At 67.6% G+C, this 16266-nt stretch carries 20 protein-coding genes; 8 read left to right on the top strand and 12 right to left on the bottom strand.

The annotated features are described in order from the left end of the window. Nucleotides 1-78 precede the first annotated feature (78 nt). Together QMZ16_RS02200 and QMZ16_RS02195 are read left to right on the top strand one after the other, a co-directional pair. The gene (locus tag QMZ16_RS02200; RefSeq protein WP_282601946.1) at nt 79-1551 is read left to right on the top strand and encodes an NAD-dependent succinate-semialdehyde dehydrogenase; all 1473 of its coding nucleotides are present in this window, start codon (nt 79-81) and stop codon (nt 1549-1551) included. A 92-nt stretch (nt 1552-1643) separates the two neighbouring features. Further along, nucleotides 1644-1898: a GlsB/YeaQ/YmgE family stress response membrane protein gene (locus QMZ16_RS02195; RefSeq protein WP_022705909.1), complete on the top strand. Its 255-nt coding sequence runs from the start codon at nt 1644-1646 to the stop codon at nt 1896-1898. A 78-nt stretch (nt 1899-1976) separates the two neighbouring features. Here the strand turns inward: QMZ16_RS02195 and QMZ16_RS02190 are convergent, their stop codons facing one another. Beyond that, the gene (locus tag QMZ16_RS02190) at nt 1977-2723 is read right to left on the bottom strand and encodes a cell cycle transcriptional regulator TrcR (protein WP_022705910.1); all 747 of its coding nucleotides are present in this window, start codon (nt 2721-2723) and stop codon (nt 1977-1979) included. Nucleotides 2724-2919: 196 nt separating this feature from the next. Between QMZ16_RS02190 and QMZ16_RS02185 the strand changes: the two genes are divergently transcribed. After that, complete coding sequence (locus tag QMZ16_RS02185; protein ID WP_348984648.1) at nt 2920-3543, top strand: ribonuclease T2; 624 nt, start codon at nt 2920-2922, stop codon at nt 3541-3543. Here the strand turns inward: QMZ16_RS02185 and QMZ16_RS02180 are convergent. Together QMZ16_RS02180 and QMZ16_RS02175 are read right to left on the bottom strand one after the other, a co-directional pair. Beyond that, nucleotides 3540-4526 carry an NAD(P)H-quinone oxidoreductase gene (locus QMZ16_RS02180; protein WP_282601944.1) on the bottom strand — a complete coding sequence of 329 codons (987 nt, stop codon included), beginning with the start codon at nt 4524-4526 and terminating at the stop codon, nt 3540-3542. The two genes, QMZ16_RS02185 and QMZ16_RS02180, sit on opposite strands and share 4 nt — an antisense overlap. A 26-nt stretch (nt 4527-4552) precedes the next feature. Then, on the bottom strand, nt 4553-5206 hold the full coding sequence (locus QMZ16_RS02175; protein ID WP_282601943.1) for a COQ9 family protein: 654 nt from the start codon (nt 5204-5206) through the stop codon (nt 4553-4555). 105 nt (nt 5207-5311) lie between these two features. Here QMZ16_RS02175 and rpsU point away from each other — a divergent pair, with 105 nt between their 5' ends. Continuing rightward, on the top strand, nt 5312-5518 hold the full coding sequence (gene rpsU, locus QMZ16_RS02170) for a 30S ribosomal protein S21 (RefSeq protein ID WP_022705914.1): 207 nt from the start codon (nt 5312-5314) through the stop codon (nt 5516-5518). 73 nt (nt 5519-5591) lie between these two features. Here the strand turns inward: rpsU and QMZ16_RS02165 are convergent, their stop codons facing one another. Then, on the bottom strand, nt 5592-6347 hold the full coding sequence (locus tag QMZ16_RS02165; RefSeq protein ID WP_282601942.1) for a hypothetical protein: 756 nt from the start codon (nt 6345-6347) through the stop codon (nt 5592-5594). 102 nt (nt 6348-6449) lie between these two features. Continuing rightward, nucleotides 6450-6911 carry an Lrp/AsnC family transcriptional regulator gene (locus QMZ16_RS02160; protein ID WP_028725467.1) on the bottom strand — a complete coding sequence of 154 codons (462 nt, stop codon included), beginning with the start codon at nt 6909-6911 and terminating at the stop codon, nt 6450-6452. On the opposite strand from QMZ16_RS02160, the gene QMZ16_RS02155 reads away from it, so the two are divergent. After that, nucleotides 6819-7052 carry a hypothetical protein gene (locus QMZ16_RS02155; protein WP_282602053.1) on the top strand — a complete coding sequence of 78 codons (234 nt, stop codon included), beginning with the start codon at nt 6819-6821 and terminating at the stop codon, nt 7050-7052. The two genes, QMZ16_RS02160 and QMZ16_RS02155, sit on opposite strands and share 93 nt — an antisense overlap. Continuing rightward, complete coding sequence (ald, locus tag QMZ16_RS02150; RefSeq protein WP_282601941.1) at nt 7049-8167, top strand: alanine dehydrogenase; 1119 nt, start codon at nt 7049-7051, stop codon at nt 8165-8167. Before QMZ16_RS02155 ends, ald begins: the two co-directional genes overlap by 4 nt. Before the next feature lie 36 nt (nt 8168-8203). Here ald and mscL read toward each other — a convergent pair whose 3' ends face one another. The 3 genes from mscL to QMZ16_RS02135 form a co-directional block, all read right to left on the bottom strand. After that, entirely contained in the window at nt 8204-8635 is a 432-nt protein-coding gene (gene mscL, locus QMZ16_RS02145) for a large conductance mechanosensitive channel protein MscL (protein WP_022705918.1), read from the bottom strand. A gap of 112 nt (nt 8636-8747) precedes the next feature. Continuing rightward, on the bottom strand, nt 8748-9350 hold the full coding sequence (locus QMZ16_RS02140) for a DsbA family protein (protein WP_282601940.1): 603 nt from the start codon (nt 9348-9350) through the stop codon (nt 8748-8750). 13 nt (nt 9351-9363) lie between these two features. After that, nucleotides 9364-9891 (bottom strand): DUF721 domain-containing protein, encoded by a 528-nt coding sequence (locus tag QMZ16_RS02135; protein ID WP_022705919.1) that lies wholly within the window; start codon nt 9889-9891, stop codon nt 9364-9366. Between the two features lie 85 nt (nt 9892-9976). Between QMZ16_RS02135 and mutY the strand changes: the two genes are divergently transcribed. Together mutY and QMZ16_RS02125 are read left to right on the top strand one after the other, a co-directional pair. After that, nucleotides 9977-11002: an A/G-specific adenine glycosylase gene (mutY, locus tag QMZ16_RS02130; protein WP_282601939.1), complete on the top strand. Its 1026-nt coding sequence runs from the start codon at nt 9977-9979 to the stop codon at nt 11000-11002. A gap of 10 nt (nt 11003-11012) precedes the next feature. Further along, nucleotides 11013-12149: an alkane 1-monooxygenase gene (locus QMZ16_RS02125; RefSeq protein ID WP_282601938.1), complete on the top strand. Its 1137-nt coding sequence runs from the start codon at nt 11013-11015 to the stop codon at nt 12147-12149. Between the two features lie 93 nt (nt 12150-12242). Here the strand turns inward: QMZ16_RS02125 and QMZ16_RS02120 are convergent, their stop codons facing one another. The 4 genes from QMZ16_RS02120 to QMZ16_RS02105 form a co-directional block, all read right to left on the bottom strand. Then, nucleotides 12243-13373 (bottom strand): site-specific DNA-methyltransferase, encoded by a 1131-nt coding sequence (locus tag QMZ16_RS02120; RefSeq protein WP_282601937.1) that lies wholly within the window; start codon nt 13371-13373, stop codon nt 12243-12245. A gap of 107 nt (nt 13374-13480) precedes the next feature. Continuing rightward, on the bottom strand, nt 13481-14095 hold the full coding sequence (locus tag QMZ16_RS02115) for a ribonuclease HII (protein ID WP_282601936.1): 615 nt from the start codon (nt 14093-14095) through the stop codon (nt 13481-13483). Next, entirely contained in the window at nt 14092-14571 is a 480-nt protein-coding gene (locus QMZ16_RS02110; RefSeq protein ID WP_282601935.1) for an ureidoglycolate lyase, read from the bottom strand. Before QMZ16_RS02110 ends, QMZ16_RS02115 begins: the two co-directional genes overlap by 4 nt. 9 nt (nt 14572-14580) lie before the next feature. Beyond that, nucleotides 14581-16266, bottom strand: a complete 1686-nt coding sequence (locus QMZ16_RS02105; RefSeq protein WP_282601934.1) for a glycosyl transferase family 90 — start codon at nt 16264-16266, stop codon at nt 14581-14583.

Below are 16266 nucleotides of genomic sequence, written 5' to 3'. Positions count from 1 at the left end.
GGGCACGGAACCCGAACCCAGTTTTGACAAGCGACCGGCGCCGTGCTCAGGTGACGCCACGTCCCCGAAGGAGCGACCATGACCAAGCAATCCACCGATCTGAAATCCCTGCTGCGCGACCCCTCGCTGCTGGAGACACGCGCCTTCGTGGCGGGCGAATGGGTCGATGCCGATGACGGCGCGACCTTCGAGGTCACGAACCCCGCGCGGGGCGACGTGATCGCGCATGTGGCGGACGTGTCGCGCGCCGAATGCGCCCGCGCCATCGACGCCGCCGAGGCCGCGATGAACGGCTGGGCCGCCCGCACCGCCAAGAAACGCGCGCAGGTCATGCGCAAGTGGTACGACCTGATGATCGAGGCCCAGGACGACCTCGGCACCATCCTGACCGCCGAACAGGGCAAGCCGCTGGCCGAGGCCAAGGGCGAGATCGCCTATGGCGCCAGCTTCATCGAGTGGTTCGGCGAAGAGGCCAAGCGCGTCTATGGCGAGACGATCCCCGGCCACCAGCCCGACAAGCGCATCAGCGTGATCCGCCAGCCGATCGGGGTCGTGGGCTCCATCACGCCGTGGAACTTCCCGAACGCGATGATCGCGCGCAAGGCCGGTCCCGCGCTGGCCGTGGGCTGCGGCTTCGTCGCGCGCCCTGCCGCCGAAACGCCCCTGTCGGCGCTGGCGATGGCGGTCCTGGGCGAACGCGCGGGCCTGCCCAAGGGCATCCTGTCGGTCATCCCCTCGACCCGCAGCAGCGATATCGGCAAGGAATTCTGCGAGAACCACAAGGTCCGCAAGCTGACCTTCACCGGCTCGACCGAGGTGGGGCGCATCCTGCTGCGCCAGGCCGCCGACCAGGTGATGAAATGCAGCATGGAACTGGGCGGCAACGCGCCCTTCATCGTCTTCGACGACGCCGATCTGGATGCCGCGGTCGAGGGCGCGATGGCCTCGAAATTCCGCAACAACGGCCAGACCTGCGTCTGCGCGAACCGCATCTATGTCCAATCCGGGGTCTATGACGCCTTCGCCGAGAAGCTGGCCGCTGCCGTGTCCAAGCTGAAGGTCGGTGACGGGCTGGAGGACGGAACCACCACCGGCCCCCTGATCAACGAGGACGCCGTCGGCAAGGTGCAGGAACATATCCGCGACGTGACCGAGAATGGCGGGCAGGTCCTGACCGGCGGCAAGGCCAAGGACGGGCTGTTCTTCGAGCCGACGGTCGTCACGGGCGTCACCTCGGACATGAAGGTCGCCACCGAGGAAACCTTCGGCCCGCTGGCCCCGCTGTTCCGCTTCGAGACCGAGGACGAGGCCGTCGAAGCCGCGAATGCCACGATCTTCGGGCTGGCATCCTATTTCTATGCCCGCGACGTGGGCCGCATCACCCGCGTCCAGGAGGGGCTGGAATACGGCATCGTCGGCGTGAACACGGGGATCATCTCGACCGAGGTGGCGCCCTTCGGCGGCGTCAAGCAGTCGGGCCTGGGCCGCGAGGGCAGCCATCACGGCCTGGATGACTATCTGGAGATGAAATACATCTGCCTGTCGGTCTGATCGACAGCTGCGGAACCCCTGCCCGCGACCCACGTTCACCCTGCAGCGGTCGCGGGCGCTTCCAGCCCGCGACATCACACTAGGAGGCTGATATGGGCTGGCTTGCAGCAATCATCGTGGGCGGCATCGCAGGATGGCTTGCCGAGAAATTCATGAAGTCCGACATGGGCCTGTTGATGAACATCCTTCTGGGGATCATCGGCGCGGTCCTGTTCAATTTCATCTTCGGCTCGGTTCTGGGCCTCTATGCGGCGGGGGCCAGCTTCAGCCTGGGCTACCTGCTGGCGGGCTTCGTGGGCGCGTGCATCCTGATCTTCATTGCGCGGGCCGTCCGCGGACGCACCTGAGCGGCACATGCCACGACACGAACGGGAAAGGCCGGCGTCACCGCCGGCCTTTTCGTTTCTTCGCGGTCGGGGACGGGATCAGCGATCCTCGTCCTCGTCGTCATCCGAGCTGTCGGGCAGGTTGAAGAAGCTGTCCGCGTCGATCTCGGGCTCGGGCTTCTCGTCCTCGTCGCGGCTGAGCGAGAAGTTCTCGAGGCCCGCGATCGAGCTGGGCAGGCGCGGCTCGTCCGTCATCGACAGCGAGGTCTCGGTGCTGACCAGCTTGCGACGTTCGTCATCCGACATCACGCCGCCTTCCGCGCCGCCCTTCTTGGCGGCCTTCTGCACGGCCGCGTCCAGTTCGGTCTGGCGGCACAGGCCAAGCGCGACCGGGTCGATCGGCTGCATGTTCTGGATGTTCCAGTGCGTGCGCTCGCGGATCGAGTTGATCGTGGGCTTGGTGGTGCCGACCAGCTTGGCGATCTGCGCGTCGGCCAGTTCCGGGTGGAACTTGACCAGCCACAGGATCGCGTTCGGACGGTCCTGGCGCTTGGACAGCGGGGTGTAGCGCGGGCCACGGCGCTTTTCCTCGCCATCGGCGGCGGGGTTGTGCTTCAGGCGCAGCTTGTAGGTGGGGCTGCCCTCGGCGCGCTTGATCTCCTCGGCGTCCAGCTGGTTCGAGGCGACGGGGTCGTAACCCTTCACGCCCGCGGCCACGTCGCCATCGGCGATGCCCTGAACCTCCAGCTCGTGCAGACCGCAGAAATCGCCGATCTGCTTGAAGCTGAGCGTGGTGTTGTCCACCAGCCAGACGGCGGTGGCCTTGGCCATCAGCGGCTTGCTCATGTCAGTCTCCTTCGCAACTTGGTCCCGAACATGGGGGGCTTGGCCGGAAAAACGGCTTTCGGCTCGCGCCATTCCTCGTTTTCGGGGGGGAATTGCGGTGGGATATAGCGTTTTCGGGGGCCGGGGAAAAGAGGATTCGCGCGGCATGGGGCATGGACAGGCGCGCGGGTGCGGCTAATCTGTTCCCATGCGCAAGATGATGACCCTGCTTGCGGCCCTTGCCGCGCCCCTTCCCGCCACGGCAGACGTGGCCGGCGATTTCGATTACTACGTGCTGGCGGTGTCCTGGCAGCCGACATGGTGTTCGACCACCGGCGACGATCGCGACGCCCCCGAATGCAGGGGCGGAACGGGCCGCGATTTCAGCGTCCACGGGCTCTGGCCGCAATACGAGGATGGCTGGCCGGAATATTGCAACACCCGCGAACGCGACCCGTCCCGGCGCGAAAGCCAGGCGATGGCCGACGTGATGGGGTCCGGCGGCCTTGCCTGGTACCAGTGGCAGAAGCACGGGCGCTGCACGGGGCTGTCCTCTCGCGATTACTATGACGCGACACGGCAGGCCTACGAATCGCTGACCATCCCCGAGGTGTTCGACGATCTGGGCCGCGACATCACCCTGCCCCCCGCCGTCGTCGAAGAGGCGTTCCTGGAGGTCAATCCGGATATCGGCCCCGACGGGCTGACCGTGGCCTGCCGCGACGGTGCCCTGACCGAGCTGAAGATCTGCATGACCAAGGACCTGCAGTTCCGCGACTGCGCCCCGGATGTCCGGCGCGACTGCAGCCGCGCCAGCATCCTGATGGAGGCCGTGCGTTAAGCGCCGACCTTCAGGACGATCTTGCCGATATGCTCGCTCGTCTCCATCCGGCGATGGGCCTCGGCGGCATCGGCCAGGGCGAATTCTCTGTCGATGGTCACGCCGACCGAACCCGCCGCGATCATCGGCCACAGCTGCTTGCGCAGCTGGTCCGCGATCTCGGCCTTGGCGACATCGGATTGCGGGCGCAGGGTCGAGCCGGTGACGGTCAGGCGGTTCACCATGATCTGCGCGAAGTTCAGATCGACCTTGGGACCTTCGAGGAAGGCGATCATCACCAGCCGCCCGTCCTGCGCCAACGCCTTGATGTTGCGCGGGATATAGCTGCCGCCGACCATGTCGAGGATCAGGTCCGCGCCGCCCGCCTCGCGCAGGATCTTGACGAAATCCTGTTCGCGGTAATTGATCGCCGTCGCGCCCAGGGCCTCGATCGCGCGGCACTTGTCATCGCTGCCTGCCGTCGCGAAGACCCGCGCCCCAAGTGCGCGCGCCGTCTGGATCGCCATCATGCCGATCCCCGAGGTGCCGCCATGCACCAGGAACCGCTCGCCCCCGGTCAGGCCGCCGCGCTGGACGACGTTCGACCAGACGGTGAAGGCGGTTTCGGGGATGGCCGCGGCCTCGGCCATGGACAGTCCTTCGGGAATGCGCAGCGCGTGATCGGCATGGCAGACGGCATATTCGGCATAGCCGCCGCCGGGCAGAAGCGCACAGACCTTCTCGCCCTTGCGCCAGCGCGTGACGCCCGCGCCGACGGCCACGATCTCGCCGGAACATTCCAGTCCCGGCAGGTCGGATGCGCCCGCGGGCGGATCATAGGCGCCTGCCCGCTGCAGCACGTCGGGACGGTTCACGCCCGCATGGTCGATGCGGATCAGGATCTGGTCATGGGTCGGCACGGGCACCGGACGCGTCGTCACGCGAAGCTGGTCGGCCGCGCCGGGGGACGCGATCTCGACCGCGGTCATGCTGTCAGGGAACATCTTCTCTCCTTGGCTTCTGGCGGGGCTCAGCGGGTCTTGCCGGGCAGCGGATGGTTGCGCGGCGCACGGACCCAGCCGAAGGCACCGCGCGTCACGGCGGAAACGCCCGGCAGCCGCGACAGTTTCGCCTTCACCCCCTCGAAGCGCATCACGCCTTCGATCCGACGGTTCAGGAATTCGCGCGTGTCGGCCCGCCCCTCGGATTCGTCGCCCAGCCAGAACAGCACCGTGGCCGAGATCACCGCCGACAGCGTTGCCCGCTTGGAATACCAGTTCACATCGTCCGAGCTGTCGCCGAGCCCCGTCCAGATCGCATCGGCGGTTTCCCAGACCAGTCGCGCGGCCAGCCCCGCGTTCTGCGGCATGGCCAGCGTCGCGGCCCCTGCCCTGACCAGTTCGGGATCGACCAGATCCAGCCGCGCCCAGACCGAATCGGCCACGCGGTCGCGGAAACGCCCCTGCGGCGGGTCCGTCGCCAGCCTGTCGCGCAGCGCCGCATCAGCCCGCCGGTGATAAGCCGCTGCAAGATCCGCGCCCCCACGCGGGAAATGCACCGCGATCAGGTCGGCAGCCATGCCGATGTCGCGCGCGCCCGCACGCAGGGCGGCGTCGTTCATCCCCTCGAAGGGGACGTGGATGAGCGCGGCATCCAGCAGCGCATCGCGGTCGGTCTGGGTCATCATTCGCCTCGTCTGCCGCCAGTCTGGACAAGAAGCCGCCCGTCTGGTATCGGGACGCTTCCTGCAATTCTATCAACTCTAACCTAGGAAGGTGGTGACAACCACATGCAGGTCAATGTTCGCGACAACAACGTCGAACAGGCGCTCCGTGCTCTGAAGAAGAAACTTCAGCGCGAAGGTGTCTTCCGCGAAATGAAGCTTCGGCAGCATTTCGAGAAGCCGTCGGTCAAGAAAGCCCGTGAAAAGGCCGAGGCCGTCCGTCGTGCCCGCAAGCTGGCCCGTAAAAAGGCACAGCGCGAAGGCGCACTGTAAGACGACGCGAGCCCGCGTTGAAAAAGGCCCCGCGACGCCATGTCGCGGGGCCTTTCCTTTTGCAGGGACGGGATCAGCTGTTGCTGTCGCCCCCATCCGAACCGCCGTCCGAACCGCCATCGGACCCACCGTCCGATCCGCTGTCCGAGCCGCTGTCCGATTCGCCGCCCGCATCGCTGCCGGTGTCGCCACCGGAATCACTACCGCCATCGGCGTCCGAGCCGTCCTGGCTGCCCGTATCGCTGCCGGTATCGCCCGCATCGCCACCATCCGTGGCATCGGTGCCCTCGGTCGTGTCGCCCATGTCGCCCGCGTCGGGGGTCGCGTCCGCGTCATCGGTCATCGAGTCATCGGTCGCACCATCCGTCACCGCATCGTCGGCGCTTTCATCATCCGGCGTGCCTTCGGTCAGGCCCGGCTGCATCGTGTCGTTATTGGCCGAGCTGGGATCCGCATCCGCCCGCGTCTCGACCCCGTCGACCGAGACGAGGCGACCGTTCGCGGTGCTGTAGACCAGCTCGATCGGGACGCCCGCGCGCTGTGCCGTGACCGTCAGCATCGGGCCTTCGCGGCTGATCAGCACGTCGCTGTAGCCCTGGGCGATCAGCGTCTCGGCGATCAGTTCGTTGTTCTCGACGCTTTCCAGCATGGGATAGTCGCTCTCGACGACGAACCCTTCCGAGGGCGAGGTCTCCAGCGCGGCCTCGGGGACAATGACCGTGCGGCCCTCGGGGGTGTCGATCTCGGCCGTCTGCGCGATCGCGCCGGTGGCCAGCAGCGTCGCGGTCGCAACGCCCGTCATCAGTGTCTTGAGAGGATTGTTCAGCATGTCTTCTCTCCGCAATCAGATTGCGGCGACAACGTCCGGCAGTGCCATACGGGTTCCGTCGATGCCGATCACATTGCCATCACGCGGCGACCAGAAGTGGCATCAGACCGGGATCGCGGTAGTGCGGAACACGGTGCGCAGCGCGAAGCTGGAATGCATCTGCGCCACGCCCGGCAGGCGCGACAGGTGCTGGCGATGGATGCGCGCGAAATCGTCGGTATCCTCGACCACGATCTTCAGCAGGTAATCCGCCGTCCCCGCCATCAGGTGACATTCGAGCACGTCAGGGATCTGGGCCACGCCACGCTCGAACGCGTCCAGAACCTCGTCCGCCTGGCCCGACAGCGTGATCTCGACGAAGACCGTGGTCTGGCGGCGCAGCGCGCGTGCGTCCAGCAGCGCGACATAGCCCGAGATGACGCCCGCCTCTTCCAGCCGCTGCACGCGGCGGTGACAGGCCGAGGGCGACAGATGCACCCGCAGCGCCAGCTCGGCATTGCTGATTCGGCCCTCTTTCTGAAGAAGGCCAAGGATACGGCGGTCTATTGCGTCAAGGTCCTGCATGGCCGCAGATTCTTCGAAAACATGCGCCCGCGCCAGCGCTTTCTGCACCGCCCGCCCAAGCGCGGCCTGCATCTTCGCAGCACCTTCGCGCGTTCGGCTGGCATCATCGAAACATCAAGCATTCTGGGAGGAGCGCGATGAAGATCGGATGCCCAAAAGAGATCAAGCCGCAGGAATTCCGCGTGGGCCTGACACCCGCCGCCGCGACCGAGGCCATCGGACGCGGCCACGAGGTCATGGTCGAGACCGGCGCGGGCTTGGGCGCGGGATATGACGACGACGATTATGCCGCCGCGGGCGCAAGGATCGCCCCGGACGCGGCCAGCCTGTTCGACTGGGCGGAACTGGTGATCAAGGTCAAGGAACCGCAGGCCGCCGAACGCAAGATGCTGCGCAAGGGGCAGGTGCTGTTCACCTATCTGCACCTTGCGCCCGATCCCGACCAGACGCGCGACCTGCTGGCATCGGGCGTCACCGCCATCGCCTACGAGACCGTGACGGATGCGCGGGGCGGCCTGCCCCTGCTGGCCCCCATGTCCGAGGTCGCGGGCCGGCTTGCCCCGCAGGTCGGGTCATGGGCGCTGCAGAAGGCCAATGGCGGGCGCGGCGTGCTGATGGGCGGCGTGCCGGGCGTGCGTCCGGCGAATGTCGTGGTGATCGGCGGCGGGGTCGTGGGAACGGCGGCCGCGCGGGTCGCGGTCGGCATGGGCGCGAACGTGACCGTGCTGGACCGCTCCATCCCGCGGCTGTCCTATCTGGACGACGTGTTCATGGGGCGCCTGACGACGCAATTCGCCAGCGCCGCCGCGACGGCAGAGCTAATCCGCAGCGCGGACATGGTGATCGGCGCGGTGCTGATCCCGGGCGCGGCGGCCCCGAAGCTTGTCAGCCGCGAACAGCTGTCCACCATGCCGCAGGGGTCGGTCCTCGTGGATGTGGCCATCGACCAGGGCGGCTGCTTCGAGACCTCGAAGGCCACGACGCATCAGGACCCGATCTACGAGGTGGACGGCATCGTGCATTACTGCGTGGCGAACATGCCGGGCGCGGTCGCGCGCAGTTCGACCCAGGCGCTGTCGAACGCGACCATGCCGCATCTGCTGGCACTGGCGGACAAGGGCTGGCGCAGGGCCGTCACCGAGGATGCGCATCTGCGCGCGGGGCTGTCGGTGCATGAAGGGCAGCTGACCTCGCCCCCGGTGGGCGAGGCGCTGAGCCTGGACGCCGTCACCCCCGAGGTCCTGCTGGGCCTGTGACGGCAAGGGCCCCGGCGCGATGCCGGGGCCGTATCGTCAGACGGTCGGGCTGCGATCGGCCAGCAGATCGCGGATCTGGGCCAGAAGCTCTTCCTGGCTGGGGCCGGCGGGGGCCTCTTCCTTGGCTTCTTCCTTGGGCTTCATGTGGTTGACGGCCTTGACCAGCATGAAGACGACCCACGCGATGATGAGGAAGTTGATCACCGCCATCACGAACGACCCATAGGCAAAGATCGCCGCCCCGGATTCGCGCGCAACCTCCAGGCTGACACCTTCGGGCACGTCGCCCGACAGGACGAAATACTTGTCCGTGAAATCGACGCCGCCGGTGGCCAGGCCGATGATCGGGTTGATCAGGTCGGCCACGAGCGAGTTGACGATCGCGGTGAAGGCCGCGCCGATGATGATGCCGACGGCAAGATCGATCACGTTGCCGCGCTGGATGAATGTCTTGAATTCCTGAATCATTGAACCTGTCCCTTGCTGAATGCGGCACGCCGCTTGGGGGACAGGTTGCGCCGTCCGGGCACGAAGTTCAACATTTCGTGTTCACCGGACGGCGACGGTCGCGAAGTGCCGCTTACTCGGCCGCTTCCAGCTTGGCGTCGATGACCTCCTTCAGGTCCTCCCACGGCTGGTTGGCCACCTTCTCGCCCTCGATGACGAAGGTGGGCGTCGCGTCGATGCCATCGGCGGTGGCGTTCGCCTGGAAGGTGGCGATCAGCTGTTCGACCTTGGCGGTGTCGTTCCAGCAGGCGGTCATCTGTTCCTCGGTCATGCCGGCCTTCAGGCCGATGCGGCGCAGCTGGGCCGCGATCTCGTCGCCCGAACCGCCCGAGAGCCATTCCGACTGCTCGTCGAAGAGCATGTCCGCCACGGGATAGAATTTCTCGTCGCCGGTGCAGCGCGCCAGCACCCCGGCCCACAGGCCCGGCTGGTCGAAATAGATGTCGCGCTGGACGAACTTGACCTTGCCGGTGTCGATATATTCGGCCTTCAGGTCCGGAAAGACGTTCTCGTGGAAATTGGCGCAATGCCCGCAGGTGAAGCTGGCATATTCGATCACGGTGACGGGCGCGTCAGCGTCGCCCAGCACGACATCGGGAAGGGTCTCGGCCTCTTGCGCGGCGGCGGGGACGGCAAGGCTCAGCGCGAAGGCGGTCGCGGCGGAACGAAGAAACATGGGACGGATCCTTTCAGGTCTTGCGTGTGGCAATGTTGAGGGCAAGCCGCTGGATCGCGGCGGCCAATGTCGGGTCCTCGAACCCCTGGGCCGCGCGCGTCGCCGCGCGTTCAGCCTCGGGCGAGGGGGGCACGGGTGCGGCCTTGGGCGCCCCCGCGAAGCTGGCCTGCCCCTCGGCGAAGCCGGTCGCGGCGGTCTGGGTCAGGCTGATCCGCTGCACGGCGTTGTAGCCATAGCAGGCGTTCACCCTGTCGCGCAGTTGCGGCAGCTGCATTTCCACCATCGGGGCCATGGGGCCGGTCGTCAGCAGCGTCAACGTCGCACCGAAGGCCCCGCGCGAATGGCTGATGCGCACGGGCCGCGTTACGGCGGCCAACTGGGGGCCCGCGATCTCGGGCCAGTTGGTCAGCAGGCGCGACACCGCGAATCCGCGCCCTTCGGCGGCCTTCTGCACCCGCTGCGTCAGCAGCAGCGACGCCGCCTGAAAGCCGCGGCTGCGACGACGGGGACGTGCCTTGGTGCTGTCGGACGGCTGGGACATCTCGGCCTTTGCTGGTAACACGTCCCAATCCTTAGCCAGCCACCGCCCCGGATGAAAGCGGGCCAGTCAGTAGAAGGCCACATAATTGCGTGACAATGGGGTGATCGCCCGCGACCTGCTGCAATGGTACGACCGCCATGCCCGCGACCTGCCCTGGCGCATGCCGCCGGGCGGCGCGACCGCCGATCCCTATCGCGTCTGGCTGTCCGAGGTGATGCTGCAGCAGACCACCGTGGCGGCGGTGAAGGCCTATTTCCTGCGCTTCACCGAATTGTGGCCCACGGTCGGGGAGCTTGCCGCGGCCGAGGACGCCCGCGTCATGGCCGAATGGGCGGGGCTTGGATATTATGCCCGCGCGCGCAACCTGCTGGCCTGCGCCCGCGCCGTCGCTGAAATGGGCGGATTCCCCGACACGCGCGAGGGGCTGGCCGCGCTGCCGGGGATCGGGCCCTATACTTCGGCTGCGATCGCATCCATCGCGTTCCAGCGCCCCGAGACCGTGGTGGACGGCAACGTGGAACGCGTCGTCTCGCGGCTGTTCGCGGTGGAAACGCCCCTGCCCCGCGCCAAGCCCGAGCTGACGGCCCTTGCGGGCACGATCACCCCGCAGGAACGCCCCGGCGATTACGCGCAGGCGATGATGGACCTGGGCGCGACGATCTGCACCCCGCGCAAGCCCGCCTGCGCGATCTGCCCGCTGGTGGACCACTGCGCCGCGCGTAAGGCGGGCATCGCGGCGGACCTGCCCCGCAAGACGCCCAAGGCCCCCAAGCCCGAACGCCGCGGCACGGCATGGGTCGCGCGATCCGGCGATGCGGTGCTGCTGGAACATCGCCCCGCCAAGGGGCTGCTGGGGGGTACGCTGGCCTTTCCCTCGGCCGGGTGGGACGGGCGCGACCTGCCCCCGCCGGGGCCCGCCGAATGGCGCGATGTCGGCACCGTGCGCCATGTCTTCACGCATTTCACGCTGGAGCTGACGGTCATGACCGGCGAGCTGACCGGCAACCCCGAACGCGGCGAACTGATCCCCCTGCGGCAGATCGACCGGGACGCCCTGCCGGGGCTGATGCGCAAGGTCTGGGATGTGGCGCGGCCGATCCTGACGGCGTAAGCTTCGGGGCATGAGCGACTCGTCCCATGCCCGCATCCCCGCCGCAGCGCCCTTCTGGCTGTCGGTCGCACTGATCCCGCTGGTCGCGCTGGCCGCGTGGCTGGGCGGCTGGTGGTGGGCGATCGTGCCGTTCTATGCCTGGTACCTGTCCACTGCGCTGGACGGCATCCTGGGCCTGAACGAGGACAATCCCGACCCCGAGACCGCGACCGAGCAGCTGTTCTGGCACCGCGCCGTCACCATCGTCTGGTTCCCGCTGCAATTCGCGATGATCTTCGGCGCGATCTGGTGGACCGGCGCGGGGCAGCTGTCGGGCTGGGAAGGTCTGGGGCTGTTCTTCGCCATCGGCATCGTGTCGGGGACCATCGGCATCGTCTATGCCCACGAGCTGCTGCACCAGAAATCGCCGCTGGAACGCTGGCTGGGCGACCTTCTGCTGGCCAGCGTCATGTATTCGCATTTCCGGACCGAGCATCTGCTGGTCCATCATTCCTGGGTCTCGACCCCGCGCGACGCCGTTTCCGCGCGATATAACGAGGGGTTCCACCGCTTCTTCTGGCGCGTCCTGACCGATGGCCCGCGCAGCGCGTGGCGGGCCGAGACCGGGTTCCTGAAACGCGCGCGCCGCGGGCCGTTCGACCGGCGCAACCCCTTCTGGCGCTATGCGGCGCTGCAAGGCGGGATGCTGGCGCTGGCGGCGCTGCTGGGCGGCTGGGCCGGGATCGGCCTGTTCCTGTTCCAGGCCTTCGTCGCCGTGTGGCAGCTGGAACTGGTGAACTATGTCGAGCACTACGGCCTGTCGCGCAAACATCTGGGCGAGGGTCGGTACGAGCCCGTGCGCCCGCGCCACAGCTGGAACGCCAGCCACAAGGCCACGAACTGGCTGCTGATCAACCTGCAGCGTCATTCGGACCACCACACCAAACCCGACCGCCGCTTTCCCCTGCTGCAGACCTATGGCGCCGACGAGGCCCCGCAGCTGCCGATGGGATACCCGGCGATGACCTTCCTTGCGATGGTGCCGCCCTTGTGGCGTCGCCGGATGAACCCGCGCGTCCGCGCCTGGCGCAAGCAGTTCTATCCCGAGATCACGGACTGGGCGCCCTATAACAAGGGCCAGCTGCCCATGCCCCGCAACGCGCTGTGACGCCATGAAAAAGCCCCGCCATGCAAGGATGGCGGGGCAAGGTGCCCTTCGGCGGCCATGCGGCCTGCCGGTTCGGGTGAAGCAGGGCGGAATTCAGTTCGGACGGGCGTTCTCGCCCTCCATCTCGGCGCGGATCTGCTGGCGCAGGATGTCCAGCGGGATCATCTTGCCCTCGCGGCGGAAATGCCAATAGGTCCATCCGTTGCACGAGGGCGCACCTTCAAGCGCAGCCCCCACCTGGTGGATGCTGCCCTTGACGTCGCGGCCGATCAGGCTGCCATCGGCGCGGACCTTGGCCTTGTGGCGGTTGCCGATGGAATACAGCTCCTCTCCGGGGCGCAGCATGCCGCGTTCGATGACCTGCCCGAAGGGGATGCGCGGCTCGGCCCGCTTGGGGCGCGTCGTGGCGATGGCATCGGCGTCCAGCCTGCGCACCCGCGCCAGCCTGCGCGTCGCCACCTCGCGATAGGCTTCCTCGCGCTCGATCCCGATATAGTCGCGGCCCAGCATCTTGGCGACCGCGCCCGTCGTGCCGGTCCCGAAGAACGGGTCAAGGATCACGTCGCCGGGATTGGTCGTGCCCACGATCACGCGATGCAGCAGGGATTCCGGCTTCTGCGTGGGATGGGCCTTGTCGCCGGCCGCGTCCTTCAGGCGCTCGCCTCCGGTGCAGATCGGCAGCACCCAGTCGCTGCGCATCTGCGTGCCCTCGTTCAGCGACTTCAGCGCCTCGTAGTTGAAGGTCGTCTTGCTGGCTTCGGATTTCGCGGCCCAGATCAGCGTCTCGTGGGCGTTGGTCAGCCGCTTGCCGCGAAAGTTCGGCATCGGGTTCGACTTGCGCCAGATCACGTCGTTCATGATCCAGAAACCCTGGTTCTGCAGTTCGCTGCCCACGCGGAAGATGTTGTGATAGCTGCCGATGACCCAGATCGCGCCGTTCGGCTTCAGAATCCGGCGCGCAGCCCCCAGCCATGCGCGCGTGAATTCGTCATAGGCCGCAAAGCCCGCGAACTGGTCCCAGTGATCGTCCACCGCATCGACGCGACTGTTGTCGGGCCGGTGCAGGTCGCCGCGCAGTTGCAGGTTGTAGGGCGGATCCGCGAAGACCAGATCCACGCTGCCTTCCGGCAGGCCGTTCATCAGATCGATGCAGTCGCCCGCAAGGATCTGGTTCAACGGCAATGGGCGCGCGGAATCCGCGCGTGGTTCCTTGGTCTTCGTCATTATCTGCCTCTGGGGAGAGCCGGCTTCGGCCGGTCTGGTATCCCCTAAAAATGATTCAGACCCGATTCGTCGTCAATTCGTTTTTTGGAACAATCCCTTGTCAAGTGCTATTTACACAACATCTTGTGGACGGGGGCGAAGCTTTTCCGATGATGTGGTGTCACCCCAAGGCGCTGCAACGCCTCCTTGTGGGCGGGGGTGGGGTATCCCGCATTGCCGTCCCAGCCATAGCCCGGATGCTGTTGCGCCAAATCCACCATCACGCGGTCGCGTTCGACCTTGGCCAGGATGGACGCCGCCGCGATCGAGACGCTGCGCGCGTCGCCCTTGACCACGGCCTCGGCGGGGCAATCCAGGCCCTGCGGGATCAGGTTTCCGTCGATCAGCGCGTGGCAGGGACGCTGGCGCAATGCGGCGACCGCGCGGACCATCGCAAGCTGGCTGGCGCGCAGGATGTTCAGGCGGTCGATCTCGTCCACGTCCACATGGATGACGGCCCAGTCGCAATTCGCGCGGATCCATTCGTCCAGCGCCTCGCGCCGCCTGGCCGTCAGCTTCTTGCTGTCGTTCAGGCCGGGCGGCAGGTCGCCCTGCGGCAGGATCACGGCGGCGGCGGTGACGGGACCGGCCAGCGGACCGCGCCCGACCTCGTCCACGCCCGCGACCAATTTCGCACCGCGCGCCTGTGCCGCCAGTTCGAAGGACAGGTCAGGCCCGCTCATCGTGCGATCCTGACAGTCGGGATGGTAACCTCCTGCAGGTTCGTGCCCTGCCCCTCGCGGTCGATCACCAGAAAATCGGCCGCGCGATCCAGCGGCGTCAGCACCCCGTGCCACACGCCTGCGCGCAGGTTCAGCCCCACCCCCGGCGGCACGAGGAACGCCAGCGGCCGCCCCGGCACCCCGTCCACGTCATGCGCCACGACCGACAGCCACGCATCGGGGCCAAGCGGCATGAAGGCCTGGCTGCCGAAGGGGTGGCGCTCCAGAAGGTCGCAATCATACGGCAGCGCGACCGGTTCGGACCGGAAGATCGAGATGATCGCCTCGCCCCCGCCGCGCTCGACCGTGGCCAGAGCGTGATGGCGTTCGCAGCGACCGCGATTGATCATGCGGTCGGGGGCGGGTTTCGGGGTCAGCACCTCGCCGAAGGGGGCGAAGGCTTCGGGCGTCAGGGGCGCGATGCGAATGGTGTCCATGCCCCTGCCTTATCGCGCCCTTGCGATCCCGTCGAGGATCAGGCGCATGATCTGCTGCCGCGCCTCGGGGTCGCGCAGGCTGCGCAATTCGGTCCGGGCGGCGCGCGACATCTCGCGGCAGCGGTCGGGATTGGCCCGCGCCCAGTCCAGCTTCTGCCGGATGTCGGTCATGTTCCGAGCGACCGGGATGAAGTGTCGCCAGGGCCGGAACCTGCCGGAATAGAACACCTCCCAGCCGTCATCCTCGGCCAGAAGGACGCCGTTGCCGTCCAGCGCCTGGATGAAGTTCGACCCGTGGTCATAGCCGGTCATGCACAGCTGGTACCGGAAGCGGCGGAAATCGTGCAGGTCCATCCGGGGGCGCAGGAAGGGCGCGATCAGCGGGTCCGAGGCGAATTGCCGGAACCCCCAGGCCAGCACGACGCCGATATCGAAATCCGGATCGTCGATGAAGCGCGTGACGAAGCTCAGCCGGTTGGTGTTGCGCAGCCGCTCCCATGCCTCGTCGCGCAGCGCCGGATCGGCCAGCTGCGACAGCAGCACATGCGCGGCGGCACCGGGCTTCACGCCTTCGGTCATCTCGGACCCCGAGATCATGCCCCGCCAGACGAGGCGATCCTCCTTGGCGTCCCAGGGGATGTCGTCGGGCGGCGTTTCGGGATCGAAGCCCGGCAGGCCGATCGCATGCTGGTCGGGCAAGGGCCACAGGACCGCGTTCACGGCCCCCACGCGGCGGTTGTGGCAGATGACGGGCCGGTCCAGCGCATCGCCCTGCGGACTGCCGAACCAGCGCGAATCCTCCATGTCGATGCGGACGGGATCGCGGCGGTCCAGTGCAAGGATGTCGTTCACCACGCCCTCGGCGCGGAGCAGCTTGAAATGGCGGTCGGGTTCCGGAACGGCGACCGCGCCGTCCGGCCCCTGCGCCACGGCCAGCCTGCGCCCGCGCCCCTCGGGCGTCGCAAAGCCCTGGCCGTCCCAGTCGCAGGCATGCCGCGAAAGGCCCGCATTACCGCCCTGCCCCCGGCGCAGATCGCCCAGGCAGAAACGGGCCACGTCCTCGGCCCAGCCGGGCGGGGCCACGGGCGGCTCGGGTCGCGCCATCAGGCGGGCGGCACCGATCGCGGGCCGCGACGGGGCGGGCCATTCCGCGAAGGGCGGCGGCCCCATCGGCAGGATCGCCCCCAGCCTTTGCGCGAATTCGGCAGGCCCCTCGGCTGTGGGGTCCAGCCGGATCAGGCGGGGATCGTCACCGAACAGGTCCTCCAGCCGCGCGCGGTGTTCCTCGAGCTGTTCGTCCCACAGGCCCGGCAGCGTGGCGTCGGGCAGCCCCGTCCGCCGTCGCCAGCATGCCAGCGCATCGCCCCGCCCCGCCCGCCACAGCGACCAGCGGGGGTCCGGCTCGATCATCAGGAAATGCGCATGGGGCAGGCTGTCACGCAGGAACCGCAGACAGCGCCACGCCTCCAGCGGGGGGCGCCAGATCGGCGCATGACGATAGAGGCCCGCGAAGAACCGCGCATCCGGCCAGCGGCGCAGCGGCGGGCGATTTCGCGCCATGGCATGGAACACATCCTCGGCCAGGGCGCCCTTCTGATGCAGCAGCGCCTGATGGCCGCTTTCGCGGAACATCCGCACCACCGCGTACTCGAGCGGACCCTCGGGGCCGACATGGATCACGACGGGCTGCGTCAT

This window comes from Paracoccus sp. PARArs4, assembly GCF_947311865.1.
In the GTDB taxonomy this organism is placed as follows: Bacteria; Pseudomonadota; Alphaproteobacteria; order Rhodobacterales; family Rhodobacteraceae; genus Paracoccus; species Paracoccus zeaxanthinifaciens.
Note: the sequence above shows the minus strand (reverse complement) of the source record. Positions and strands in the feature narration are given on the sequence as shown.